The following is a 23,351-nucleotide window of genomic DNA, read 5'->3' as shown; positions in this document are numbered from 1 at the left end:
ACGCCAGAACCGCGAATTCGGCGGCCCACCCCTGGTCAGACCACATTCATCGCTCGTTCATCTGCTGTTCATCTCTGGCGCCCCACCCGCACCCGCTCCCCCAGCAAGCAAGCGCTCCCGCTCGTGCGCGACGTCGAAATCGGCAGCCGGATACCCGAGAGCGAGCGTGTCGAACGTCTCACGCAACAGATGCGCCACCGCCCAGTCCCGGTACCACTTGCGGTCCGCCGGCACCACGAACCAGGGTGCGGCGTCCGTCGCGCACCGGCTCAGCGCCTCGGCGTACGCGGCCTGGTAGTCGTCCCAGCGGGACCGGGAGTCGACGTCCGACGGGTTGTACTTCCAGTGCTTGCGCGGGTCGGTGAGCCGCTCCAGCAGGCGCTTGCCCTGTTCGGCGTACGAGATGTGCAACATCACCTTCACCAGGGTCACCCCGTCGTCGACCAACTCCCGCTCGAAGGAGTTGATCTCGTCGTAACGGGCTCGCCAGGTGGCCTCCGGCACCAGCGAGCCGACCCGGGCGATCAGCACGTCCTCGTAGTGTGACCGGTTGAACATTCCGACGTACCCGGGCGGTGGCAGCGCCCGGCGGATCCGCCACAGGAAGTCGTGCCGCAACTCCTGCCGCGTCGGCGGACCGAATGACCGAATGTGCAGGCCCAGCGGGTTCATGGCACCGGCCACCCGCTTGATCGTGCCGTCCTTGCCCCCGCAGTCCATCGCCTGGAGGACCAGCAGCACCCGGTGCGCCGGGCGGTCCGAGGCGGCCTTGGCCATCGCGAAGAGCATCTCCTGCTGCCGGCCCAACTCGCCGCCGACCAGTTCGACCTGCTCGCGGGCCCAGGCCTTGCGGCGCTCGCCGGTCCTCTCGGTCGCCGGCAGGCCGGGGGCGGACCGGGGATCGATCGCAGCGAGGTCCACCGGCGCGGTGACCCGCAGCAACTCCCGCACGGACCCGCCGTCCGGCGCCACGATCTGCCCTTGCTGGGGTGCGCTCATCGTCGGATCATCGCCCACCCGGCGGCCTTCCGCCCGTCGAGGGTCGCCCATCCCACCGTCACCTGCGGGGCTGCCGGCACGTCCGGTTGGCGGGAGGATGGACGCGGGACACGTACCGACTGGGGAGGGTGGTGGGTCGTGCGGGACCTGGCGACGGAGTTCGAGGCCGAGCGGGGTCGCCTGCTCGCGGTGGCCCACCGGATGCTGGGCCGCCGCAGCGAGGCCGAGGACGCGGTGCAGGAGACCTGGTTGCGCTACGCCGGGGCCCTCGCCGACCCGGCGGCCCGCGGCGAGATCCGCGATCTCTCCGCGTGGCTGACGACCACCTGCGCCCGGATCTGCCTCGACGTGCTCCGCTCGGCGCGGGTCCGCCGCGAGGCGTACCCCGGGCAGTGGCTTCCGGAGCCGGTGGTGAGCCCTCTGGACTCCGGGCCACCGACCGACGGGTTCGCACCCGACCCCGCCGAGCGGGCGGTCCGCACCGACCAGGTCGGCACCGCACTGCTGGTCATGATGGAGCGGCTCGCGCCCGAGCAGCGGGTCGCGCTCGTGCTGCACGACGTGTTCGCGGTGCCGTTCGCCGGGGTCGCGGACGTGCTCGGCACCACCGAGGCCGCCGCCCGGCAGCTCGCCTCCCGGGCACGGCGGGCGGTCACCGCTCCGGACGCGCCTCGGCACACCGCCGATCCGGCCGAGCAGCGGCGCGTGCTCGAAGCGTTCGTGGCCGCCGCCGAGTCCGGCGAACTGGATCCGCTGCTGCGCGTGCTCGCGCCCGACGTGGTCCTCCTCGGCGACTCGGGCGGCCACTTCCCGGCGGCCCGCCGGCCGGTGGTCGGGGCGGACGCGGTGGGCCGCTTCACGCTCGGCCTGTTCGGTCGGGCCGGCCGGTACGCGCAGCGGGTGCGGTCCCGGCCGGTGCTGGTGGACGGCGTGCTCGGCCTACAGATGGAGACGGTCCACAGCGACGGTCGGCCGATCCGCATGATCGCCGCCTTCGCCGTGCACAAGGGCCGGATCACGGGCGTGTTCAACCAGCTCAACCCGGAGAAGCTCGTCGACCTGCCGCCGCTGGGCGACGACGACCCGTGGCCGCCGCGCTGGTGAGCCGGGCTCAGACCACCAGAGCCAACCATTTGCGGTACGAGGTGGCGAACGGCTCGGTGCCGTCGCCGAGCGCTCCGAACAGCCACCGGGCGGCCGCCTCGGCCTCGACGACCACGTCCTGCGGGTAGCCGAAGAGGGCCCGGTGCTCGGCGAACTCGTCCTCGTCGAGCAACTCCACCAGGCCGGTGGCCCGGCGACGGACGACATCCAGGTCCAGGTCGATCAGGTGGACCGTGTCGTCGGACTCCCAGCGGGCCGGGGTGGCGATGTCGCAGTAGACCTCGCTGGTGCGCGGCGGCGGGTTGAACATGCACGTCCACCAGGCGTGGTGCGGCACCAGCAGGACGAAGGGGATCTTCTCCACCGACGGCCGGCCGTGGTAGACCGACTCGGTGCCGAAGGGGACACCGAGCCAGATGCCCAGGTCGTCCTCGGCGAGGCGACGGGCCGGGTAGTCACGGTGCGCGCTGCCGTCGTACTTGCGGTAGATCACTCGGACCACGTCGCTCGGCATGATTCGCACCCTAACCGATACTGCCCACGCGTCGTAGTGCTGCCGTAACCGGACGGCTGGCACCGAACCGACCTGCGGGTCGGCTGTGCGCCACGCGGGCGGATGGGCGCAGCCGGTGTCGGCCGCGACGGGTACCGTCGCACGGTGACTCCGCCCCGCACCGCCACCGGTTCCGCCACCCCGTCGGCCCGTGGCGGGAGCCGGCGGCGGGGTGCCCGGCCCAGCGGCACGGAGCTGCTCGCGGCGGCGGTCGGCGCGGTCCCCGGCGGCGCGGCGCGCCCCGGCCAGCAGCAGATGACCACCGCGATCGAGGAGTGCGTGACCAGCGGCGAGCACCTGCTCGTCCAGGCGGGCACCGGCACCGGTAAGTCGCTGGCCTATCTGGCACCGGCGCTCACCGTGGACGGCCCGGTGGTGGTCTCCACGGCCACCCTGGCGTTGCAGTCCCAGCTCGTCGACCACGACCTGCCCCGGCTGGCCGACGCGGTCGAGCCGCTGCTCGGCCGCCGACCCACGTTCGCGGTGCTCAAGGGCCGCCACCACTACCTCTGCCTGGCCCGACTGGACAATTCCACCGAGGACGAGCCGGAGGACACCCTCTTCGACGCCCCGGCCGCCCGACCCGGCGGCGGGACGAAATGGCTGGGCGAGGCGGGTCGGCTGGGCAAGCAGATCGAGCGGCTGCGCGGCTGGGCCGAAAAGACCGCCACCGGCGACCGCGACGAGCTGGATCCGGGGGTCGACGACCAGGCCTGGCGGCTGGTGTCGATGCCGGCCCGCGAGTGTGTCGGGGCGACCCGCTGCCCGTTCGGCGCGGAGTGCTTCGCCGAGGCGTCCCGGGCCCGCGCCCGCGAGGCTGACATCGTGGTGACCAACCACAGCCTTCTCGCGGTCGACATGCTGGCCGACCGGCACATCGTCCCGCCACACAAGCTGCTCATCGTCGACGAGGCGCACGAGCTGGCCGACCGGGTCTCCTCGGCGGCCCAGGCCGAGCTGGTGCCGGAGCTGATCGACCGGTCCACCCGACGCGCCCGCCCGCTGCTGCGGCCGGAGACCGCCGAATCGCTCACCGCCGCCGGCGACGCGCTCGCCGTCGGGCTGGCCGAGGTGCCGGCCGGGCGGCTTACCGCCGGGCTGCCGGCGCCGCTGCGGGAGGCGTGCACCCTGCTCGACGCGGCCACCCGCGCCGCCCTGGACTCGATCGGCGACGTCAAGTCCGACGATCCCGACCCGGTCCGCAAGCAGCAGGCCAAGGCCGCGTTGGACGACCTCTCCACCACCACCCAGCGGCTACTGGAAGAGGCCGACCACGACGTGGCCTGGGTGGAGAAGAACGACAGCGGCAGCCGCCGAGCCCTGGTGGTCGCGCCGCTGTCGGTCGCCGGCACCCTCGCCACCCACCTGTACGACGAACGCACCGTGGTCGCCACGTCGGCCACCCTGGCGCTCGGCGGCCGGTTCGACACGGTGGCCCGCGCCCTCGGCCTGGACGCGCCCCCGCCCGCGCCGCCGTCTCCGGCCTCCGCCGCGCTGGCCGCCCGCACCGCGCCGGGCCGCCCGGCCGCCGAGGCGCCCGGCCGCCGGCTGGCCGGCGACACCAACCCGGGGGCGATCGTGCCGGCCACCGAGGGACCGGGCTGGCGGTCACTGGACGTGGGGTCGCCCTTCGACTACGCCCGGCAGGGCATCCTGTACGTCGCTGCGCACCTGCCCCGGCCCAGCGTCTCCGGGCTCCCAGAGGCCGCCGGGGAGGAGCTGCTCGGGCTCGTCGAGGCGCTCGGTGGGCGTACTCTCGGGCTCTTCTCATCCAGGCGGGCCGCGCAGCAGGCGGCGGAGTTGCTGCGCGCACGGACCGACCTGCCGGTGCTGTTGCAGGGCGAAGAGGCGTTGCCGCTGCTGGTCCGCCGGTTCCGCGAGGAGCGCACCAGCTGCCTGTTCGGGGTGATGTCGCTCTGGCAGGGGGTGGACGTGCCAGGCGACGCCTGCCAGCTCGTCGTCATCGACCGACTGCCCTTCCCCCGCCCGGACGAACCGCTGGCGGCTGCCCGCGCGGCGGCCGTGGACGCGGGTGGCGGCTCCGGCTTCGCGGCGGTCAGCGTGCCGATCGCGGCGGTCCGGCTGGCGCAGGGCGTCGGCCGGCTGATCCGGGCGACCGGCGACCGGGGCGTGGTCGCGGTGCTCGACTCCCGGCTGGAGACAGCCCGGGGCTACGGGCCGTTCCTGCGTCGCTCACTGCCGCCGTTCTGGTACACGACCCGCCCCGAGGTCGCCCGCGGCGCCCTGGAACGCCTCGCCGGCTCCTGACGCCCCCCTGCCCCACGCAGCGCCGCGACGCGGGCGCGGTGCGTCAGGGGGCTTGTGCGGCGACTACGACGGCGTCCGGTGGGGTGTCCGGCACCGTGCGGGCCGCCAGTCGGCGCACTGCCGTGTTCAACACGGCGATCAGTGGCACCGAGACCAGCGCACCGGTGATGCCGGCGAGCACCACGCCAGCGGCGATACCGATGATCACCGCGAGCGGGTGGATGGCCACCGCCCGACCCATGATCAGCGGCTGGAGTACGTGCCCCTCCACCTGCTGCACACCGATCACGGCGCCCAGGATGATCAGCGCGGTGACCGGGCCGCTGTCGACCAGCGCCACCAGGACCGCCACGCCGCCGGAGAGCGCCGCGCCGACGATCGGGATGAACGCGCCGAGGAACACCAGCGCCGCGAGCGGGAACGCGAACGGGACGTCGAAGATGACCAGGAAGATGCCGATGCCGACCGCGTCGATGAAGGCCACCAGCACGGTCGCGCGGACGTACGCGACAAGGGTCTGCCAGGAGGCGCGGCCCGCGTCGTCGACCTTCCAGCGGGCGGCCACCGGCAGCAGCCGTACGAGGAACCGCCAGATCCGGCTGCCGTCGCGCAGGAAGAAGAACGTGGCGAAGAGGACCAGCAGCGTGCCGGTCAGCACCTCCGCAAGCGTCGCGGCGGTGCTCAGCGCGCCGCTGGTGAACTTCGAGGTGTTGTCGTTGATCCAGCCCTGCGCCTCGGTGATGTAGCGGTCGAGCTGGTTGTCGGAGAGGTGCAGGGGGCCGGTCTTCAACCAGTTCTGGATCTGCCGGACGCCCTCGGAGGACTTCGCGCTCAGCTCCGGCACACCCTGGATGAACTCGTTGACCACCAGGGTCAGCGTGCCGACGACCCCCGCCAGACCGCCGACCAGCACCACCGCCGTGGCCAGCGACCGGGGCAGCCGGGCCCGCAGCAGCCAGCCGACGGCCGGCGCGAGCAGCGCCGACAGCAGCAGCGCGATGGCCAGCGGGATGATCACAATCTTGACCGTGCCGACGATCCGGAGCAGCGCCCAGGCGACCACCCCGATCACGATCAGCCGCCAGCACCAGGCGGCGGCGATCCGCAGCCCGTGCGGCACGTCGGCGTCGTCCCGACTGGATGTCGACGTGTGCAGGTCCACCGGAGGCTCCGCGCCGACGACCGTGGCCGTCGGCGGGGCGACGGGCCCCGGCACGGCGGGCGAGGCCAGCCCGGGCGTCTCCGGCGCGTCACTCGGCTTCTGCTGGCCGGTGTGTACCGACTCCCGGGTCGACTGGTAGGCGCGGCGCAGCCGCCCGCGTACCCGCTCGAAGCGGCTCAAGCGCACCTCCTGGCAGAAGAATCAGCCCGCCCACGGCGAGAGGTCGGACAGCGCACGTCCGTTCCCGACACACTAGGGCAGTTCCGCCACACAATGCCCCAGCCACCTCGGGCGTAACCACCGGCAGCCGGTCACCGGCGACACGGTAGCGTCTCCCCGTGACCGCCGACCAGGATTTCGACGCCGGCCTGCCGATCCGCCTGCTGCACGACCGCGTGCTGGTACGCATGGACGGCAGCGAGGGCGAGCGGCGCTCCACCGCCGGCATCGTCATCCCGGCGACCGCCGCCGTCGGCAAGCGCCTGGCGTGGGCCACCGCCGTCGGCGTGGGGCCGAACGTCCGCGCCATCGTCTCCGGCGACCGGGTGCTCTTCGACCCCGACGACCGGTCCGAGGTCGAGCTGCACGGCCGCGGGTACGTGCTGCTGCGGGAGCGCGACGTGCACGCCGTGGCGGCCGAGCGGATCGAGAACAACTCCACCGGCCTCTACCTCTAGGACGCGCCTCCCGGGTCACCGGCGGCGGCGCGTGCCGTTTGCCCGGCCGCACGGCGGGAAGCCAGCCGGCGACCGTGGCCCTGGGGAGGGACGATGCCGGTATTCGTTAAGAAGCTGCTGACCTGGGGCAGTGTCGCGTTCCTGATCTACTTCATGGCGTTCCGGCCGGACGGCGCCGCGCAGATGTTCAAGGCGATCGGGGCCATGCTGGTGGCGATGGCCCAGGGGCTCGGTGACTTCCTCACCACCCTGATGACCTGAGCCCCGCCCCACCAACCGCCGTCAGGGGTGACCGGGCGGCCAGGGCGTCGCGGGGCGCACGCCGTGCCAGCCGGGCGGCGCATAGCCCATCGGGGGCGGCGGCGGGGCCAGCACCACCGGAATCGGCACCACCGGCTCGTCGGGTGCGGTCACCGGACGCTGCGTACCGTCCGGGAAGCGCAGGTGGTAGCGGCTACCGTCCCAGACCCCCACCGGAGCCTGCGGGTCCCGACCCACGAAGAACGACCGGTACGCCGTGATCGCCTCCAGCAGTTGCCGCTCCTCGGCAGCGGTCCGCTCCAGGTCGGCGGGCTTGCGGTCCAGGCCGCGAAGCGTCCCGTCGCGCAGCAGCGCCAGCCGGGTGGCGCTGAACTGGTACCCCCGCATCGCCCGTACACCGGCGTCCCCGGCGACCCGGCGCGCCCAGCTGCGGGCGGCGTGCCGACGGCCGAGGCTGCTCAGCGCGGCCACCTCGGGTGGGCTCAGCCAGCCGGCGCGTACGTAGTCCGGGAGTCTCCGTTCGGTGAGCCGGCCCTCCCACGCGCGCAGCCACAGCGCGAGCCCCACCATGCCGAAGAAGACCGGGACCATCAGGCCGAGGAAGCCGTACAACATGATCACTGCTTCGCCGGTGGCCTGGGTCAGCGTGGGCAGCAGGTTCCAGGTGCCGTGCAACATCATCGCCAGCAACAGCCCGGCGACGGGGGCGAGCACCCGGACCCGACGGTCGGCCGTTCGGGCCGCGATGCCCAGCCCCACACCGGCCATCGAGGTGAAGAGCGGATGGGCGAACCCGAACAGGAGGATCCGGACGATGAAGATGGCGATGACCTGTTGGGTGCCGGTCGCCGGGCCGTACCGGTCGGCGCCTGCCGCGTAGCCGTACCCGCCCAGGTAGAGGATGTTCTCCACCATGGCGAAGCCGACCGCGGAGAGCCCGCAGTAGACCAGCCCGTCGGTGATCCCGGACCACTCCCGGCGGCGGAACACCAGCAGCAGGATCGGGCCGAGGGCCTTGGTCAACTCCTCGATGAACGGTGCCACCAGCACCCCGGTGAGCGCTGTCGGCAGACCCCAGTCGGCGAACCGGGCGGCCGAGAACTCGTTCACGGTGAGCGAGGCAGCGGTGGAGACGAATGCTCCCCAGCCGAAGCAGAAGATCAGGTACTTCAGTGGTTCCGGTTCGTACCGGTCCAGCCAGAGGAAGCAGGCGACAAGCACCGGCACCGGCAGGATCGCGGCAACGACCCCGACCAACAGCGCCTGTACGCCGAGCGACTGGCCGAGCGTGAAGACCATGAACAGCGCGCACGCGGCGATGAGCAACACCACCCCGGCCAGCACCAGGAACCGTCGCCAGCCCAGTCGGCGCAGCGGCATCCGGGGCGTCTCGCCGGCGGGCGGGGCCGCGGGCGTCGACGACGGCAGGGGTGCACCGGGCGGGGTGTCGGCCATGCGGTCAGCGTAGCCATCCGGTGCCGACTGATCCGGTCGCATCCACAGCCGCTATGCTTTCCGCAGGTCACGAGCGCCAGCGTCAAACCCCGGTTTGCTGGCCGGCAACCCTCGTCAGTTCGCGGTGGGGTGCCCCGGGTGATGACCGGGCCCAGCCCGATCGGCGTGCTGGGCAAGCGCGGACCCCGTCCCGACATCACGCCCGGGGTCCCTGACCCCGGAGGTTCCGGCGTGCCCGTCACCCTCGTACCCTCGCTGCCCACGATCGCCGCGCCCGCTCCGGCGGCGCCGCTCGACGTGCTCGGCGTACCCGGCGAAATCAACCTGGACTACGCGGCCACCGCGCCGTGCGCGCGGGCCGCGGCCGACGCGGTGACCGAGCTGCTGCCCTGGTACGCGAGCGTGCACCGGGGCGCTGGCGCGCTGTCGCGCCGTTGCACGCTGGGCTACGAGCGAGCCCGGCAGACGGTCGGCGACTTCTTCGGCGCCCGTGCCGACGATCACGTGATCTTCACCCGGAACACCACCGACGCGCTCAACCTGCTGGCTCGGGCCCTGCCCGCCGGCGCGACGGTGGTCACCTTCGCCGGCGAGCACCACGCCAACCTGCTGCCGTGGCCGCGCGGCTCGGTCCGGCTGCCGGTGCCCACCGACCCGGCCGAGGCGGTACGCGCCCTCGCCGCCGCCCTCACCGAGCTGCGCCGGAACAGCAACCCGGCGCTGCCGGTGCTGGTCGCGGTGACCGGTGCCAGCAACGTGACCGGGGAGCGGTGGCCGGTCGCCGAGCTGGCGCGGGTGGCCCACCGGCACGGTGCCCGGATTGTCCTCGACGCCGCGCAGCTCGCCCCGCACGCCCCGGTCGACCTGCTCACGCTCGATGTGGACTACCTGGCCGTCTCCGGCCACAAGCTGTACGCCCCGTTCGGCACGGGCGTGCTCATCGGCCGATCGGACTGGCTGGACGCCGCCGCGCCCTACCTGGCCGGTGGCGGCGCGACCAGCCACGTCGGGCCGGCCACCCACGACGTGGCCTGGACGACCGGCCCGGCACGGCACGAGGGTGGCACACCGAACCTGTTGGGCGCGGTGGCGCTGGCGGCGGTGTGTGAGGCGCTGGGCGACGCCGACCGGGCCGCGCTGGCCGCCGACGAGCAGGCTCTGCTTGCCCGGCTGCGCGCCGGCATCGCCGCCCTGCCGCACGTGGTGGAGTTGCGCACCTTCGGCCCGGACGCGCCACGGGTCGGCATCGTCTCGTTCGTGGTCGCCGGCCGGGACTCCGCGGAGGTGGCCGCCCGGCTGGCCGCCGAGCACCGGATCGGCGTACGGGACGGGTTGTTCTGTGCCCACCCGTTGGCCCGGCGGCTGCTCGCCGAGGCGGCGGGACGTACCGGCCGGCGGGATCTTCCGCCCACCGCGTTGCGCGCCAGCATCGGCCTGGGCAGCACCGCGGCCCAGGTGGACCGGCTGCTCGCGGCGCTTGCCACGCTGGGCTGAGCGCTCAGCCGATGGGCGGCGCGGTGGGCGGCTTCGGCGCCTCGCCCGGCTCGGCCGGCTCACCGACCGGCCTCTCCTGCTCCCCGAATGCGGTGCGGATCCACCGGTTCGCCTCCTCCTGCTCGATCCCGGAGGCCACCAGCAGGTCACTCGCCGTCGTCCGGATCTGGGCGACCACCACGCTGCCCGAGAAGCCGACCCCGGCGCCGTACGCCCGGCCGGCCTCGCTGACCGCCCGCAGCGACCGCTCCCGTGCCTTCTGTGGCTCCTGGCCCGCCGCGAACTCCTGTTTGAGCAGCCGGACCGCCTCGGCGAGGTGCGCGATCCCGTCCGGCATCGGGTCCGGTACGGGCTCCTCATCCTCGATCAGCGTGACGGACCGGCGGATCAGCGTGCCGGTGTTGCGCATCGCCCGGTCGATCGGATCGGCCGCCTCCGCGTAGTGGGTCAGTTCGCCGCGGCGGTGCCAGCGGGCCGGGGAGAGGGTGGCCGTCTCCTTCGCGCCCTCGATCGCCTCGGCCAGGGTGGCCAACTCCTCCTTGTTGTTGCGCATCCGGTCCAGTGCCCGCTGGATGGCGTCGCGGTCCCGTTTGCGCAGCCCGTCGGCGGCGGCGTCGAGCTGGTCGGCGAGCAGGTCCAGCGCCGGCCGGACGGCCCGATTGATCACCCGCAGCGGGTTCAACGGCAGCAGCACCGCCGTCACCAGCAGCGCGACCCCGCCGCCGAGGAACGCGTCGATGAAGCGCGGGATCTCCAGATCCTCCGTGGAAGGGCTCAGCGTCACGATCAGCACCGCCGTGGCCGCCGCCTGGATGACGATGGCCACGCTGGCCCCGGCGAAGATGGTGAGCAGGATCGCCACCGTGACCACCAGGCCGAGCTGCCACGCCCCGGTGCCGAGCAGGTAGACCAGGACGTCGCCGATCGCCACCCCGATCGCCACTCCGAGGATCAGCTCCACGGTCCGGCGGAATCGTTGCCCGACCGACGCGGCCAGGGTGCCGACCGCGGAGATCGGCCCGAAGACCGGCTGCGGGTTGCCGAGCAGCTTGTGCGAGATCAGGTACGCCAGCCCGGCGGCCAGCCCGGCCTGGACGGCCAGCCCACCGGCCATCCGTACCCGGTGCAGCCGGTCGTGCAGGGTGGCCCGCCCGCGGTGGCGCAGCTCCTCGGTAGCCTCGGCGATGCGCGCGCCGTCGACGTCCACCAGTCCTTCCCGCAACGGGGCACGGCGCACCATCGGTGGTTTCTTGTCGCGGGCCGCTGCCATGGGCGCGACTACCCGAGGCGAGCCCGCTGAATCCTCCCGCCCCACGCGCACGGGACGAATGCGGCAGACTCGGGCGGTGACCGACCTGCTGGACCGGTGGCGGGCGGCAGCCCGGGGTGCCGGGGTGACGCTCGACGATGCCGCGACCCGGGCCGGGGAGCACCTGCTCACCCGGTGGCGGGAGCCGCACCGGCGCTACCACACCGTGGCGCACCTGACCGCCGTACTCGACGTGGTGGACGGGCACGCCGCGCTGGCCGACCGGCCCGACCTGGTCCGCCTGGCCGGCTGGTGCCACGACGCGATCTACGACCCGCGGGCGCCCGGCGACACCAACGAACGGGACAGCGCCGCGCTGGCCGAGAGCCTGCTCACCAGGCTCGGGGTGCCGGCGACCGCGGTGGCCGAGGTGCGCCGGCTCGTGCTGCTCACCGCCGGGCACGCGGTGCCGACGGACGATCGGGACGGCGCCCTGCTCTGCGACGCGGACCTCGCCGTGCTGGCCGCGCCGCCGGCCGCCTACGACCGCTACGCGGCGGCCATCCGGCAGGAGTACGCGCACGTGCCCGAGCCGGCCTTCCGGACGGGTCGGGCCGGCGTGCTCACCGCGCTGCTGGCGCTGCCCGCGCTGTTCCGGCTGCCCCCTCTCGCCGACCGATGGGAGCAGCCGGCCCGGGACAACCTGCGCCGGGAGCTGGCCAGCCTCAGCGGGCCGTCGACGCTCGCGGGCTGACCAGGTGCTTCGGGCGGCGCAGGCCGGCGTCGCGGAGCAACCGGACCAGCTCCCGGCTCGGCACCACCCGGGCTCCGAGCCACACCGCCGCCGCGAACCGGTCGGCCGGGATGTCGTAGTGGTCGCGGTCGAAGCCGCGCCGGGGTGCGCCCAGCGCCTCGGCGAAGGCGTGCAGCTCGGCGTAGGAGACGTCGCTGATCAGGTGTGACCAGAGCCGGCCGCGCCACGGCCAGGCTGGCCGGTCCAGGTAGAGCATGTGCCCAAGTTAGCCCGCAGAGTCGATCATGTTGATGATCGGCGGCCGGCGACCTAGCCTCGGCTGCATGGCCCCCACCGGACTCCTCGACGACCTGCGCGCCGCGCTGGGCGAGAACGCCGTGCTCACCGACCCGGATCTGCTGCGCATGCACGAGCGGGACGAGGCCGACCTCTGCGCCGCCGGCACTCCTCTGGTGGTGACCCGCCCGACCAGCACGGAACAGGTGGTCGCGGTGGTGCGGGCGGCGGCGCGGCACGGCGTACCGGTGGTGCCGCAGGGTGCGCGGACCGGGCTGGCCGGCGCGGCGAACGCGGTGGACGGCGCGGTGGTGCTCAGCACCGTCGCGATGAACGAGATCCGGGAGATCGACCCGGTGAGCCGGATCGCGGTGGTCCAGCCGGGTGTGGTCAATGCGACGCTGGCGGCGGCGGTGGCCAAGCAGGGGCTCTGGTACCCGCCGGACCCCGGCTCCTGGGAGTCGTCCACCATCGGCGGCAACGTGGCCACCAACGCCGGGGGCATGTGCTGCGTCAAGTACGGGGTGACCACCGAGTACGTGCTCGGCCTGGAGGTGGTGCTCGCCTCCGGCGAGGTGCTGCGCACCGGCCGGCGTACCGCCAAGGGGGTGGCCGGCTACGACCTGACGCGGCTCTTCGTCGGCTCGGAGGGCACCCTCGGGGTGATCACGGAGGTGACGGTGGCGCTGCGCCCCGCCCCGGCCGAATCGCTGACCCTGGTCGCCGTCTTCCCGTCCACGGCGGCTGCCGGCGCGGCGGTGGCGGAGATCGCCGCACAGGGTCTCAGCCCCAGCCTGCTGGAGTTGCTGGACCAGACCCACCTGCGGGCGATCGAGGCGTACCAACCGATGGGGTTGCGGACCGACGCGCAGGCCCTGCTGCTGGCCGCCGCCGACACCGGCAGCCGGGCGGCCGACGACCTGGCCGGCCTGGCCGAGGTGTGCGAGGCCGCCGGCGCCGACGAGGTCTACGCGGCCACCGACGCGGTGGAGGCGGCGGCGTTGTTGCAGGCCCGACGGTTGGCCCACCCGGCGATGGAGAAGTTCGCCGCCGACGCGTACCCGGGCGGCAATGGTGGCCTGGTGATCGACGACGTGGCGGTGCCGCGCGGCGCGCTCGCCGCGCTGCTGGACGGGGTGGCCCGGATCGCGGCGGAGTGCGAGGTGCCGATCGGCGTGGTGGGGCACGCCGGGGACGGCAACATGCACCCGAACATCGTCGTCGACCGGGCCGACCCGGCGAGCGTGGAGCGGGGCCGGCGGGCGTTCGACGAGATCATGCGGCTCGGCCTGGACCTGGGCGGCACCTGCACCGGCGAGCATGGGGTCGGGCTGCTCAAGCGGGACTGGCTGGCCCGGGAGATCGGCCCGGTCGGCGTCCGGGTGCACCAGGCGATCAAGTCGGCGCTCGACCCGGCCGGCCTGCTCAACCCCGGCAAGGTGCTCTGACCCGAGGGCTCTGGTCAGCCCTCGATCTCGGCCGGGGTTGCCTGGGTGAGCAGCAGCAGGATCTCCCCCGCAACCGCCGTCCGCTCCTCACCCGGGCAGTCCTGTGAGGTGACCAGCCCGGAGGACGTGAGCAGGCTGGACGTCAGGGCGTCGATGCAGGTCGCCCGGTACCGCCGGACCTGGTCGGTCTCGTTGGCCAGCGCCGGGTCGGCCAGCAGCACCTGAAGCCGTTCGGTCAACTCCGGGGCGAGCCTGCCCCGGGAGGTGACCCCGTCACCGGCACAGTCGAGGCACTGCCAACTGCCGTCCCGTTGGACGCTCAGGGTGCGCATCGGGCCGTCCGCGCCGAGCCGTTGCAGCAGGCTGACCTGACCCACGGCGATCGTGGTCGGAATCTCGGGCTCCGACCCGCCCGCTGCCGCACCGGCTGGTGGTTGCGCGGCCGGCTCCACAGACGCATCCCGGTCGAGCGGCGCGCAACCGGTCAGGGCGCTGGCGAGCACCGCAGCGAGAAGGAGAGCGAGCGGGCGGGAGTGCGCGCGGTAAGGCACGCGCGGAACCTACCCCACCGTAGGTAGCGTCCGAAACCACCATTCGGGGGGGTATCGTTAGTTACCCCTTGGTAACGTATTTTTCATCACCGAGCGGACGGACGCAACTCAGCCTGATCGTCTTCGTCACCCCGGTCCGCGGCGTAACCCCGAACGTCCGGAGCGCCCAGTCGGGCCGCGTCCGCCGCCGCGTCGTCCGGCATCAACTGGGACTGCCGCTCCGCCTCCACCCGCACGCGGTAGTGCTCGACCTCGCGGGCCCGGGTCGCCGCGTCCCAACCGAGCACCGCGCCCATCAGCTCGGCGGCGTGCTCCGCCGATTCCAGGCCACGGTGACTGGTCTCGAAGGAGATCCGGGTCCGCCGGGTCAGCACGTCCTCCAGGTGCAGCGCACCCTCGGCCCGCGCCGCGTACGCGACCTCGGCGGCCAGGTATTCCGGAGCCCCGGCCAGAGGCGAGCCGAGCAGCGGATCGGCGTCGATCATCGCGAGCAGGTCCAGCGTGAGGCTGCCGTACCGCTCTAGCAGGTGCTCCAGCACGCCCACCGGCACACCGTGCCGACGGGCCAGGTCGGCACGGTCCCGCCACAGCGCCGGATAGCCGTCCGCGCCGAGCAACGGCAGGTCGGCGGTACGCGACGCGCGGGCGCCACCCAACCGACGCACCGCCCGGTCGACCACGTCCGAGGCCATCACCCGGTACGTCGTGTACTTGCCGCCGGCGACCAGCAGCAGCCCCAGCATCGGCTCGAACACGGCGTGCTCGCGCGAGAGCTTCGAGGTGGAGTCGGCCTCGCCGGCCAGCAACGGGCGCAGCCCGGCGTAGACGCCCTCGATGTCGGCGGTGGTCAACGGCCGGTCCAGCACGGTGTTGACCTGCTGCAACAGATAGTCGATGTCGCTGGCCGAGGCCGCCGGGTGGGATCTGTCCAGGCGCCAGTCGGTGTCCGTGGTGCCGATGATCCAGTGCCCGCCCCACGGGATGACGAAGAGCACCGAACGCGCCGTACGCAGGATGAGCCCCGTCTCACCGGTGATCGCCGAGCGCGGCACCACCAGGTGCACCCCCTTCGAGGCGCGCACCCGGATGCCGGGCCGCAGCCCCACGTCGTTGAGCATCCGGGACATGTCGTCGCTCCACACACCGGTGGCGGCGATCACCGTGCGGGCCTGCACCTCGAACTCGGCGTCCGGGGACCCGGCCGGCGCCTCCAGGTCGCGAACCCGGACGCCGGTGACCTCCCGCGCCTGCCGGATCAGCCCCACAGCGCGGGTGCTGCTGACCACCGTGGCGCCGAGGCTGGCCGCGGTGCGGGCCAGGGTGACCACCAGTCGGGCGTCGTCGACCTGCCCGTCGTAGTAGCGGATCGCCCCGGCCAGCGCGTCGGCCCGCAGGCTCGGGAAGATCCGCCGAGCCCCCTCCCGGGTCAGGTGCCGGTGCAGCGGCATGCCCCGGCCGCCACCGAATAGACCGGCGAAGGCGTCGTAGGTGGCCACACCTGCGCCGTAGTACGAGCGGCGGAAGATCCGGGCGGGTAGGTCCCGCAGACCCCGACCCGCCGGCAGCGGCACCAGGAATGGCACCGGGCGAACCAGGTGCGGCGCGAGTCGGGTCGCCAGCAGACCCCGCTCGGTCAGCGCTTCGTGGACCAGATGGAACTCCAACTGCTCCAGGTAGCGCAGCCCACCGTGGATGAGCTTGCTGGACCGGCTCGAGGTGCCCGAGGCGAGATCGCGGGCCTCGACCAGGGCCACCTTCAGCCCTCGGGACGCGGCGTCCAGAGCGGCACCGGCACCTGTCACGCCGCCCCCGATGACCAGCACGTCGAAGCGCTCGGCACGCAGTCGGCGCAGGTCGGAGGCACGGCGGACCGGCGAGAGCTGGCCGGCGACGGCTCGGGAGACATTCGGATCACGCACCTGTCCACCGTAGCCGCCATGGTCACCGGTCGACATGCGGCGCTCGCCCCGTACTGTGCGAGTCATGCAGGTCGGCTCTACGTCACCCGCTGGTCAACCACCGCCCCACCAGCCGTGGGCCACGGCCCGGGCCAACCCGTGGCCGGTGGTCGCGGCCGTCCTGGCCGGCGGCTGGACGGTGGCGGTCACCGTCGTCGCCCAGTCCGGTGGCTGGCTCACCGACCAGGTGCTGCTGAGCTTCGGGCGAGACCGGGTCGGCTGGCTCTGGCCGGTGCTGGGCCTGTTCACCGCCGCGCTGGTGGGCACTCCCGCCGTGCTGCTGGCCTTACTGCCCCGCTCGGCCGCCGTCCGGGCCACCGGGCGGGCCTGGCTGGGCGCGGCACTCACGCTCGCGGTGCTGACGCTGGTGCGGATCGTGCCGCCGGTGCACCACGAGGCGTACCTGGCCGTGCTGGCCGGCGCGACGGCGCTCACGACGCTCGTCCTACGCTGGTGGGCACGCCGGTCGGCGTCCACCCGCTCGGGCGTCGGCAGCAGGCCGGGCCCCGACGCCGCAGCCGAGGGCGCGCCCGACAGCGGCGGCGGGGCTGCGCCCGACAGTGCCGGCGGCGGCGGGGCGACCGGGGCCGTCGGCGCTCCGGAGCCGGCCGGGCGCGGGCGGGCGATGCGCCGACCCGTGCCGCTGCTCGCGGTCGCCGCCGGGCTCGCGCTCCTGCTGCCCTGGGCCTGGCTCGGCGCGCTCGGCGGGCTGTTGGAGACCGCGCTCGCGGCGCTGGCCGCCGCCGCCCTGGGCGTGCTGGCGGCGACACTGCTGGACGCCACCTTCTGGTCCCGGTTCGCGATCGGCCGGCCGCCCCGCCCGGCCCGGTTGGTGCTGGTCGGTGGCCTGGTCGCCGGGGTGGCGCTGCTGCTGCTCGCCGCCGGTGTCGGCGAGTCCGGCGCACAACTGCCCGCCCTGCTGACGCTGCCACCGGCGGGTTTCGCGCTGGCCGCCCTCTGGGCCGCGATCCTGCGGCCGACATCCGGGGCGGCGACGGACGCCTCCCGTACCGGCCGGGCCGCGACCGGGTGGCTAGTCGGCCTGGCCGTGCTCGGACCGCTGGCGTTCACCGACCCGGAAGAGATCACCCTGCTGCTGGTCGGCACCCGCGACGTGCCGTTCTGGGTGGCGGTCGCCGCCGGTGCCGGGCTCGCCGTCGCGGTCCTGGTCGCCATCGGGTACGGGGTGTTGCTGGCCCGACCGGCGGCGCGGACGCCGAGCCGTCGGGTGGCCGCGTTGACGGCGGCGGTGCTGCTGGTGACGGCGGTCGTCGTCGACGTCGGGCCGGGACAACCCGGGCTGCACGGCGAGCGGCTGCTGGTGGTGCTGCGGGAGCAGGCCGACCTGACCGGTCTGCCGGCCGGCACACCCGGGCAGGCCGGACGCGACGCCCGGGCGGCCGAGGTCTACCGGCGGCTCGTGGCCACCGCCGAGCGGAGCCAGGCCGACCTGCGCCGGGACGTGACCCGGCTACGACTCGACCCGGTGCCGTACTACCTGGTGAACGCGGTCGAGGTGGACGGCGGCCCGTTCGTGCGGGCCTGGCTGGCGCGTCGGCCCGAGGTGGCCCGGGTGCTGGTCAGCCAGCGCCTGCGGCCACTGCCCGCCCCGGCGGGGCAGACCCGGGGCACCGCGCCGGCACCCACCGGCCCGGAGTGGAACATCCGGCAGATCGGCGCCGACCGCGTCTGGTCACAGCTCGGGGTGACCGGAGCGGGCATCGTGGTAGGCAGCTCCGACTCCGGAGTGGACGGAGGCCACCCGACGCTGCGGGCCGGGTTCCGCGGCGGGGACGACTCCTGGTACGACCCGTGGAACGGCACCCGCGCCCCGAACGACCAGGGCGGGCACGGCACCCACACGGTCGGAAGCGCGGTCGGACGGGACGGCATCGGGGTGGCGCCGGACGCGCAGTGGGTGGGTTGCGTCAACCTGGACCGCAACCTGGGCAGCCCCGGGCACTACCTGGAGTGCCTCCAGTTCATGCTGGCCCCCTTCCCGACCGGAGGTGACCCGTTCACCGACGGCCGGCCGGAGCGCGCCCCGCAGGTGCTGACCAACTCGTGGGGCTGCCCGCCGATCGAGGGCTGCGACCCGGTCGCGCTGCTGCCGGCCAGCACGGCTCTGGATGCCGCCGGGATCTTCGTGGTCGCCGCCGCCGGCAACACCGGCCCGTGGTGCGGGTCGATCGACGACCCGCCCGCGCCGTACTCGAACGTGCTGACCGTGGGCGCGGTCGACGCGCAGCGGCGGGTGGCCGAGTTCTCCTCGCGCGGTCCGGTGCCGGGCAGTGCGGGCAAACCGGACCTGCTGGCACCGGGGGTGGGTGTGGTGTCGGCGATGCCGGGCGGCGGGTACGCCGCACTGGACGGCACCTCGATGGCGACCCCGCAGGTCGCCGGAGTGGTCGCGCTGATGTGGTCAGCGAACCCGGCGCTCGTCGGTGACCTGCCCCGGACCCGGCAGATCCTGCGGGACACCGCCACATCGGCCGAGCCGACCTACAGCTCCCGCGACCCGGCCGACGCCTGTGGCGGCCCGGCCAACGTCACCGGCGCGGGCCAGGTCGACGCCTACGCCGCCGTCCAGGCCGCCCGGCGATAGGCGGGACGTCGTTTCGGCTCGATGGGCGGGAGCGCGGCTCGGCACACGGTGATCTAGGGTCGGCCACCATGGACGTCGAGATCACCGTCACCGAGCTGACCCCCGACCTGGTTTCCACCGTGGTACGGCTCTGCGTGCGGGCTCTCGACCTGCCCGAGGACGCCGCCGAGGCCGCTGCCATCGTGGACGTGCTCTGGCCCCGGGCCGCCGCCGACCGTCCGGTGGCCGCGCTTGGCGCGTACCGGGATGCTGATCTGGTCGGGGTTCTGCTCTGCTCGGTGTCGTCGAGCGACCCGTCCACCGGGCACGTCGATCTGGTCGCGGTGCTGCCCGACCAGCGTCGCCGGGGTGTCGGCCGGACGCTGCTGGCTCGGGCCGAGCGGGTGCTCGCCGAGCGCGGCGTGACCGAGGTGCTGCTGGCCGGCAACCCGCCGTACTACGCGTGGCCGGGCATCGACGTCCGCTACACGGCGGCGGTCTGCACCGCTCTCGCGCTGGGCTACCGGCAGGACCGGACCGCCTGGAACATGACCGCCGACCTGTCGTACGACGGGTCGCCGGCGCTGCGGTCCACCGAGGCGGCGGAGCGGCGGCTGGCCGATCAGGGCATCACCGTACGCCGGGCGGTGCCAGCGGACCTGCCGGCGTTGACCGCGTTCGCCCGGTCCGCCTTCGGTGGCACGTGGGACGGCGAGTTGGCCGGGTCGGTGGGTCGCGAGGGCGCCGGTTGCCACCTCGCGGAGCGAGCCGGTGAGGTGCTGGGTTTCGCCGCGTACGGGTCGTCCCGACCGAGCTGGTTCGGGCCGATGGGCACCGCGCCGGCCGCCGAGGGTTCGGGCATCGGTGGGGTGCTGCTGCGGCGCTGCCTGCGTGACCAGCGGGCGGCGGGGCTGGACCGGGCTCAGATCGGCTGGGTGGGGCCGGTGCCGTTCTACTCGGGCAGCGCGAGTGCCCGGATCGAGCGGGTCTTCTTCCTGTACCGGCGGACACTCCATGTCGATTAAAGGGCGAACGGGACATAGACCCAGATAACGCGTTCGCCCCGCATCGATCATCGACGCCCCCTACCGTTTCGGTAGAGGAGGCAGCCATGACCACGGATGATGACCAGACCGAGGACGGCCCGCCGATCACCTGGAAGCCGGTCGCTGAACTCCCCGGTCAACTGCCGTTCGACCGACTCGACTACGGCGACGCCGAGCAACTGGCCGAGATGACCACCGACGGCACGTCGGTGGTCGAGGAGTCGCAGGAGATGGTGGACGCGCCGATCCAACTGCCTCCGCCGTACGACCAGGCGAAGAAACGGCGCAACCAGCGCCCACTGCCCACCTGACGACGAACGGGGCGGACCGCGTCAGCGGCCCGCCCCGTTCTGTGTCGGACTGGACTCAGAAGTCCATCTCTCCGCCACCCGGGCCAGCCGGGGCAGCCGGGTTCTTCTCCGGCTTGTCCGCGACAACAGCCTCGGTGGTGAGGAAGAGCGCCGCGATGGAGGCGGCGTTCTGCAGCGCCGAGCGCGTCACCTTGGCCGGGTCGATGATGCCCGCGGCCAGCAGGTCGACGTACTCGCCGTTGGCGGCGTTGAGGCCGTGACCCGCTTCGAGGTTACGGACCTTCTCCACCACGACGCCGCCCTCAAGGCCGGCGTTGACGGCGATCTGCCGCAGCGGGGCGTCCAGCGCGACCTTGACGATGTTGGCACCGGTCGCCTCGTCGCCGACCAGGTCCAGCTTGTCGAAGGCGGTCTTGCCGGCCTGCACCAGCGCGACGCCACCACCCGGGACGATGCCCTCCTCGACGGCCGCCTTCGCGTTGCGAACGGCGTCCTCGATGCGGTGCTTGCGCTCCTTGAGCTCGACCTCGGTGGCCGCGCCGACCTTGATCACCGCGACGCCACCGGCCAGCTTGGCCAGCCGCTCCTGCAGCTTCTCGCGGTCGTAGTCGGAGTCGCTCTTGTCGATCTCGGCCCGGATCTGGTTGACCCGACCCTGGATCTGCTCGGCGTCGCCGGCACCGTCGACGATGGTGGTCTCGTCCTTGGTCACCACGACCTTGCGGGCGCGGCCCAGCATGTCGACGCCGACGGCGTCGAGCTTGAGGCCGACCTCCTCGCTGATGACCTGGCCGCCGGTGAGGATGGCGATGTCGGCGAGCATGGCCTTGCGGCGGTCACCGAAGCCCGGCGCCTTGACGGCGACCGACTTGAAGGTGCCCCGGACCTTGTTGACGACCAGGGTGGCCAGGGCCTCGCCCTCGATGTCCTCGGCGATGATCAGCAGCGGCTTGCCCGACTGCATGACCTTCTCCAGGATCGGGAGCAGGTCCTTGACCGACGCGATCTTGCTGTTGACGATCAGGAGGTAGGGGTCGTCGAAGACGGCCTCCATGCGCTCCGGGTCGGTCATGAAGTAGGCCGAGATGTAGCCCTTGTCGAAGCGCATGCCCTCGGTGAGCTCCAGCTCCAGCCCGAAGGTGTTGCTCTCCTCGACGGTGATGACGCCTTCCTTGCCGACCTTGTCCATCGCCTCGGCGATGATCTCGCCGACGGTGCTGTCACCAGCGGAGATGGAGGCGGTGGAGGCGATCTGCTCCTTGGTCTCGACGTCCTTGGCGAGCTTGGACAGCTCCTCCGAGACGCTCGCGACCGCAGCCTCGATGCCCCGCTTCAGGGCCATCGGGTTGGCGCCAGCGGCCACGTTGCGCAGGCCCTCGCGCACCAGGGCCTGAGCCAGGACGGTCGCCGTCGTCGTGCCGTCACCGGCAACGTCGTCGGTCTTCTTGGCGACCTCCTTGACCAGCTCGGCGCCGATCTTCTCGTACGGGTCCTCGAGCTCGATCTCCTTGGCGATGCTCACACCATCGTTGGTGATGGTGGGGGCACCCCACTTCTTCTCGAGCACGACGTTGCGGCCCTTGGGGCCGAGGGTCACCTTTACGGCGTCAGCGAGCTGGTTCATGCCTCGCTCGAGGCCACGGCGAGCCTCTTCGTCGAACGCGATCATCTTGGCCATACGGCGTTGTCCTCCTGGACACTCACGGGCCACCCGAGATGTGTGCCCCGGATGGGCCGCCTGGTGTACGCACCTTGGGACGTCGCCACCTGGCGACGACGACGTCCTTCGGCCGGGCCGGATAGCCCGCGACGACCGGCCATGCCACCCCGGCGTCTCCACGCCGGTGCAACCTGGCCCCACCGTCCCGACCATTGGCACTCACGGTATGCGAGTGCCAATGACTTGTTTAGCACTCTCCCCTGCCGAGTGCAAGCACGATGGGGGCGCTCAGCCGAGTTCCGCCGCCAGTCCGGCGCTGTTCACCGGTGCCTCATGGGCCCGCTGCTCGGTGTACGTGACCAGCAGGCCGACCAACTGGACGAGGTGGGCCGGCAGGACCAGCACCGCGGTGACGCCGATCACGGCCACCGCCACGACCGCGGCGCCCGGCGACGCCAGCGGGTCCGGGCCCAGCGCCACGATGCCCAGCGACTCCAGGAAGCCGCCCATCATGCTGCCGACGATCACCACCCCGGCCACCAGCGCCACCCGGCCGAGCAGCAGCCCGAGCCGGTCGTGGAACATCCGGAACGACCGGCCGATCGGGTTGCGCCGTTCGAAGAGGTAGACCGGGCCGGCCATGCTCAGCGCGAACGCCAGGTAGATGCCCGGCAGCAGGCAGAAACAGACACCTACGCCGACGAGCACGCTGATCAGCAGAGTCCAGCCCCACAGACCGAGCGCCCGGCGCACGCCGTACCGCAGCGCCGCGTCGATGCTGGCCGGCCGGCCAGCGGCCTGCTGCGTGATCACCCAACTGCCGGCGGCCCACCCCACCGCCTGCACCAGACCAAAGAGCAGGCTGCCGCCGATCAGTGCCACGAGAAGGGTTGCCATGTCGACGGCGAAGTTGTCCGGCAGCCCGGCCGCCGGGTCCAGATCGGCCTGCGCCTCCCAGCCGGCCGACGGGTCCACGGCCAGCGAGATGACCGAGAGGACCGCCGACGGCAGCACCTGGGTGAGCAGCAGGATCGGCACCAACTGCCGCCAACCCCGACGCAGCGCGCCGTTGACCCGATTGAGCCAGCCGTAGATTCCGGCACCGGGCGGAGTGACCAGGGGATCGTTGGGGTCGAGGCCGTGACCCGGCGGGTACCAGCCGACCGGTGGCCCCGGATACCACGGCTGCCCGCCGTACGGACCCACCCCGGGCGGGTAGCCGCCGGTGGGCGGGAAGACCCAGCCCTGCTGCTGCGGCGGCCCCCAACCACCCTGCGCCGGATCCCAACCGGGCGGCGGACCGGAGGGCGCGCCCGGCGGCATGCCCGGCGGCGGACCGAAGTGCGTGCCCGGCGGCATGCCGGGGGCCGCGCCGGAGGCAGGCGGCGTGCCGGGCGAGGTCGGGTCGGACGGACCCGGCTCCCCCGGCCCGAGGGGTGGGGTGGGCGGGGGTGGCTGGTCGGTCATGAACCCTCCTCAGCATCGGCTGGACGGTTCACGATCTTCCCGGGTGGGCGTCACCACCACAGCCCCGACCCTCC

Annotated in this window: 20 protein-coding genes and 1 riboswitch; of the genes, 10 read left to right on the top strand and 10 right to left on the bottom strand. The window is 73.3% G+C overall.

What is annotated here, in order from left to right; genetic code table 11:
- Window positions 1–57: 57 nt before the first annotated feature.
- The gene (locus tag ABZ780_RS18980) at window positions 58–999 is read right to left on the bottom strand and encodes a PPK2 family polyphosphate kinase (RefSeq protein ID WP_357486801.1); all 942 of its coding nucleotides are present in this window, start codon (window positions 997–999) and stop codon (window positions 58–60) included.
- 138 nt (window positions 1,000–1,137) lie between these two features.
- Between ABZ780_RS18980 and sigJ the strand changes: the two genes are divergently transcribed.
- The gene (gene sigJ / locus ABZ780_RS18975; protein ID WP_357486799.1) at window positions 1,138–2,103 is read left to right on the top strand and encodes an RNA polymerase sigma factor SigJ; all 966 of its coding nucleotides are present in this window, start codon (window positions 1,138–1,140) and stop codon (window positions 2,101–2,103) included.
- Between the two features lie 7 nt (window positions 2,104–2,110).
- On the opposite strand, the gene ABZ780_RS18970 is transcribed toward sigJ, so the two are convergent.
- The gene (locus tag ABZ780_RS18970; protein WP_357010223.1) at window positions 2,111–2,617 is read right to left on the bottom strand and encodes a DUF402 domain-containing protein; all 507 of its coding nucleotides are present in this window, start codon (window positions 2,615–2,617) and stop codon (window positions 2,111–2,113) included.
- Between the two features lie 102 nt (window positions 2,618–2,719).
- On the opposite strand from ABZ780_RS18970, the gene ABZ780_RS18965 reads away from it, so the two are divergent.
- Entirely contained in the window at window positions 2,720–4,924 is a 2,205-nt protein-coding gene (locus tag ABZ780_RS18965; RefSeq protein ID WP_357486798.1) for an ATP-dependent DNA helicase, read from the top strand.
- Window positions 4,925–4,967: 43 nt separating this feature from the next.
- Here the strand turns inward: ABZ780_RS18965 and ABZ780_RS18960 are convergent, their stop codons facing one another.
- On the bottom strand, window positions 4,968–6,272 hold the full coding sequence (locus ABZ780_RS18960; protein WP_357010217.1) for an AI-2E family transporter: 1,305 nt from the start codon (window positions 6,270–6,272) through the stop codon (window positions 4,968–4,970).
- A gap of 152 nt (window positions 6,273–6,424) precedes the next feature.
- Here ABZ780_RS18960 and ABZ780_RS18955 point away from each other — a divergent pair, with 152 nt between their 5' ends.
- Together ABZ780_RS18955 and ABZ780_RS18950 are read left to right on the top strand one after the other, a co-directional pair.
- On the top strand, window positions 6,425–6,763 hold the full coding sequence (locus tag ABZ780_RS18955; RefSeq protein WP_357010215.1) for a co-chaperone GroES: 339 nt from the start codon (window positions 6,425–6,427) through the stop codon (window positions 6,761–6,763).
- Window positions 6,764–6,856: 93 nt separating this feature from the next.
- Window positions 6,857–7,024, top strand: a complete 168-nt coding sequence (locus ABZ780_RS18950) for a hypothetical protein (RefSeq protein ID WP_357010212.1) — start codon at window positions 6,857–6,859, stop codon at window positions 7,022–7,024.
- Between the two features lie 21 nt (window positions 7,025–7,045).
- Here the strand turns inward: ABZ780_RS18950 and ABZ780_RS18945 are convergent, their stop codons facing one another.
- Complete coding sequence (locus tag ABZ780_RS18945) at window positions 7,046–8,521, bottom strand: PrsW family intramembrane metalloprotease (RefSeq protein ID WP_357010210.1); 1,476 nt, start codon at window positions 8,519–8,521, stop codon at window positions 7,046–7,048.
- A 23-nt stretch (window positions 8,522–8,544) separates the two neighbouring features.
- A riboswitch (SAM riboswitch) is annotated at window positions 8,545–8,664 on the top strand.
- A gap of 46 nt (window positions 8,665–8,710) precedes the next feature.
- Between ABZ780_RS18945 and ABZ780_RS18940 the strand changes: the two genes are divergently transcribed.
- Complete coding sequence (locus tag ABZ780_RS18940; RefSeq protein ID WP_357486796.1) at window positions 8,711–9,973, top strand: aminotransferase class V-fold PLP-dependent enzyme; 1,263 nt, start codon at window positions 8,711–8,713, stop codon at window positions 9,971–9,973.
- Window positions 9,974–9,977: 4 nt separating this feature from the next.
- Here ABZ780_RS18940 and ABZ780_RS18935 read toward each other — a convergent pair whose 3' ends face one another.
- Window positions 9,978–11,213 (bottom strand): FUSC family protein, encoded by a 1,236-nt coding sequence (locus ABZ780_RS18935; RefSeq protein ID WP_357486934.1) that lies wholly within the window; start codon window positions 11,211–11,213, stop codon window positions 9,978–9,980.
- A gap of 106 nt (window positions 11,214–11,319) precedes the next feature.
- On the opposite strand from ABZ780_RS18935, the gene ABZ780_RS18930 reads away from it, so the two are divergent.
- Complete coding sequence (locus tag ABZ780_RS18930) at window positions 11,320–11,976, top strand: metal-dependent phosphohydrolase (RefSeq protein WP_357486795.1); 657 nt, start codon at window positions 11,320–11,322, stop codon at window positions 11,974–11,976.
- Here ABZ780_RS18930 and ABZ780_RS18925 read toward each other — a convergent pair.
- Window positions 11,948–12,232: a DUF4031 domain-containing protein gene (locus tag ABZ780_RS18925; protein ID WP_357010202.1), complete on the bottom strand. Its 285-nt coding sequence runs from the start codon at window positions 12,230–12,232 to the stop codon at window positions 11,948–11,950. The two genes, ABZ780_RS18930 and ABZ780_RS18925, sit on opposite strands and share 29 nt — an antisense overlap.
- Window positions 12,233–12,299: 67 nt before the next feature.
- Between ABZ780_RS18925 and ABZ780_RS18920 the strand changes: the two genes are divergently transcribed.
- A complete protein-coding gene (locus tag ABZ780_RS18920; protein WP_357010199.1) occupies window positions 12,300–13,700 on the top strand; it encodes an FAD-linked oxidase C-terminal domain-containing protein in 1,401 nt (466 codons plus the stop codon).
- 14 nt (window positions 13,701–13,714) lie between these two features.
- On the opposite strand, the gene ABZ780_RS18915 is transcribed toward ABZ780_RS18920, so the two are convergent.
- Both ABZ780_RS18915 and ABZ780_RS18910 read right to left on the bottom strand, forming a co-directional pair.
- Window positions 13,715–14,251: a hypothetical protein gene (locus ABZ780_RS18915; protein ID WP_357486793.1), complete on the bottom strand. Its 537-nt coding sequence runs from the start codon at window positions 14,249–14,251 to the stop codon at window positions 13,715–13,717.
- A gap of 86 nt (window positions 14,252–14,337) precedes the next feature.
- Window positions 14,338–16,206 (bottom strand): glycerol-3-phosphate dehydrogenase/oxidase, encoded by a 1,869-nt coding sequence (locus ABZ780_RS18910; protein ID WP_357486932.1) that lies wholly within the window; start codon window positions 16,204–16,206, stop codon window positions 14,338–14,340.
- Between the two features lie 28 nt (window positions 16,207–16,234).
- Between ABZ780_RS18910 and ABZ780_RS18905 the strand changes: the two genes are divergently transcribed.
- From ABZ780_RS18905 to ABZ780_RS18895, 3 genes are all read left to right on the top strand, one after another.
- Window positions 16,235–18,814 (top strand): S8 family serine peptidase, encoded by a 2,580-nt coding sequence (locus tag ABZ780_RS18905; RefSeq protein ID WP_357486791.1) that lies wholly within the window; start codon window positions 16,235–16,237, stop codon window positions 18,812–18,814.
- Between the two features lie 68 nt (window positions 18,815–18,882).
- Complete coding sequence (locus tag ABZ780_RS18900; RefSeq protein ID WP_357486789.1) at window positions 18,883–19,818, top strand: GNAT family N-acetyltransferase; 936 nt, start codon at window positions 18,883–18,885, stop codon at window positions 19,816–19,818.
- Window positions 19,819–19,904: 86 nt separating this feature from the next.
- On the top strand, window positions 19,905–20,150 hold the full coding sequence (locus tag ABZ780_RS18895; RefSeq protein WP_357010188.1) for a hypothetical protein: 246 nt from the start codon (window positions 19,905–19,907) through the stop codon (window positions 20,148–20,150).
- A 55-nt stretch (window positions 20,151–20,205) separates the two neighbouring features.
- Here the strand turns inward: ABZ780_RS18895 and groL are convergent, their stop codons facing one another.
- Window positions 20,206–21,828 (bottom strand): chaperonin GroEL, encoded by a 1,623-nt coding sequence (gene groL, locus ABZ780_RS18890; protein WP_357010185.1) that lies wholly within the window; start codon window positions 21,826–21,828, stop codon window positions 20,206–20,208.
- A 270-nt stretch (window positions 21,829–22,098) separates the two neighbouring features.
- Window positions 22,099–23,277: a hypothetical protein gene (locus ABZ780_RS18885; protein WP_357486787.1), complete on the bottom strand. Its 1,179-nt coding sequence runs from the start codon at window positions 23,275–23,277 to the stop codon at window positions 22,099–22,101.
- Between the last annotated feature and the right edge of the window lie 74 nt (window positions 23,278–23,351).

The sequence above is a fragment of the Micromonospora sp. NPDC047467 genome, assembly GCF_040643095.1.
In the GTDB taxonomy this organism is placed as follows: Bacteria; Actinomycetota; Actinomycetes; order Mycobacteriales; family Micromonosporaceae; genus Micromonospora.
Note: the sequence above shows the minus strand (reverse complement) of the source record. Positions and strands in the feature narration are given on the sequence as shown.

What these genes read in the sequence shown, in the direction of transcription:
- ABZ780_RS18980 (WP_357486801.1), bottom strand. Translation starts at nt 999, where the DNA reads ATGAGCGCACCCCAGCAAGGGCAGATCGTGGCGCCGGACGGCGGGTCC.
- ABZ780_RS18970 (WP_357010223.1), bottom strand. Translation starts at nt 2,617, where the DNA reads ATGCCGAGCGACGTGGTCCGAGTGATCTACCGCAAGTACGACGGCAGC.
- ABZ780_RS18965 (WP_357486798.1), top strand. Translation starts at nt 2,720, where the DNA reads ATGGGCGCAGCCGGTGTCGGCCGCGACGGGTACCGTCGCACGGTGACT.
- ABZ780_RS18950 (WP_357010212.1), top strand. Translation starts at nt 6,857, where the DNA reads ATGCCGGTATTCGTTAAGAAGCTGCTGACCTGGGGCAGTGTCGCGTTC.
- ABZ780_RS18945 (WP_357010210.1), bottom strand. Translation starts at nt 8,521, where the DNA reads ATGCGACCGGATCAGTCGGCACCGGATGGCTACGCTGACCGCATGGCC.
- ABZ780_RS18935 (WP_357486934.1), bottom strand. Translation starts at nt 11,213, where the DNA reads ATGGTGCGCCGTGCCCCGTTGCGGGAAGGACTGGTGGACGTCGACGGC.
- ABZ780_RS18925 (WP_357010202.1), bottom strand. Translation starts at nt 12,232, where the DNA reads ATGCTCTACCTGGACCGGCCAGCCTGGCCGTGGCGCGGCCGGCTCTGG.
- ABZ780_RS18920 (WP_357010199.1), top strand. Translation starts at nt 12,300, where the DNA reads ATGGCCCCCACCGGACTCCTCGACGACCTGCGCGCCGCGCTGGGCGAG.
- ABZ780_RS18910 (WP_357486932.1), bottom strand. Translation starts at nt 16,206, where the DNA reads ATGTCGACCGGTGACCATGGCGGCTACGGTGGACAGGTGCGTGATCCG.
- ABZ780_RS18905 (WP_357486791.1), top strand. Translation starts at nt 16,235, where the DNA reads ATGCAGGTCGGCTCTACGTCACCCGCTGGTCAACCACCGCCCCACCAG.
- ABZ780_RS18900 (WP_357486789.1), top strand. Translation starts at nt 18,883, where the DNA reads ATGGACGTCGAGATCACCGTCACCGAGCTGACCCCCGACCTGGTTTCC.
- ABZ780_RS18895 (WP_357010188.1), top strand. Translation starts at nt 19,905, where the DNA reads ATGACCACGGATGATGACCAGACCGAGGACGGCCCGCCGATCACCTGG.
- groL (WP_357010185.1), bottom strand. Translation starts at nt 21,828, where the DNA reads ATGGCCAAGATGATCGCGTTCGACGAAGAGGCTCGCCGTGGCCTCGAG.
- ABZ780_RS18885 (WP_357486787.1), bottom strand. Translation starts at nt 23,277, where the DNA reads ATGACCGACCAGCCACCCCCGCCCACCCCACCCCTCGGGCCGGGGGAG.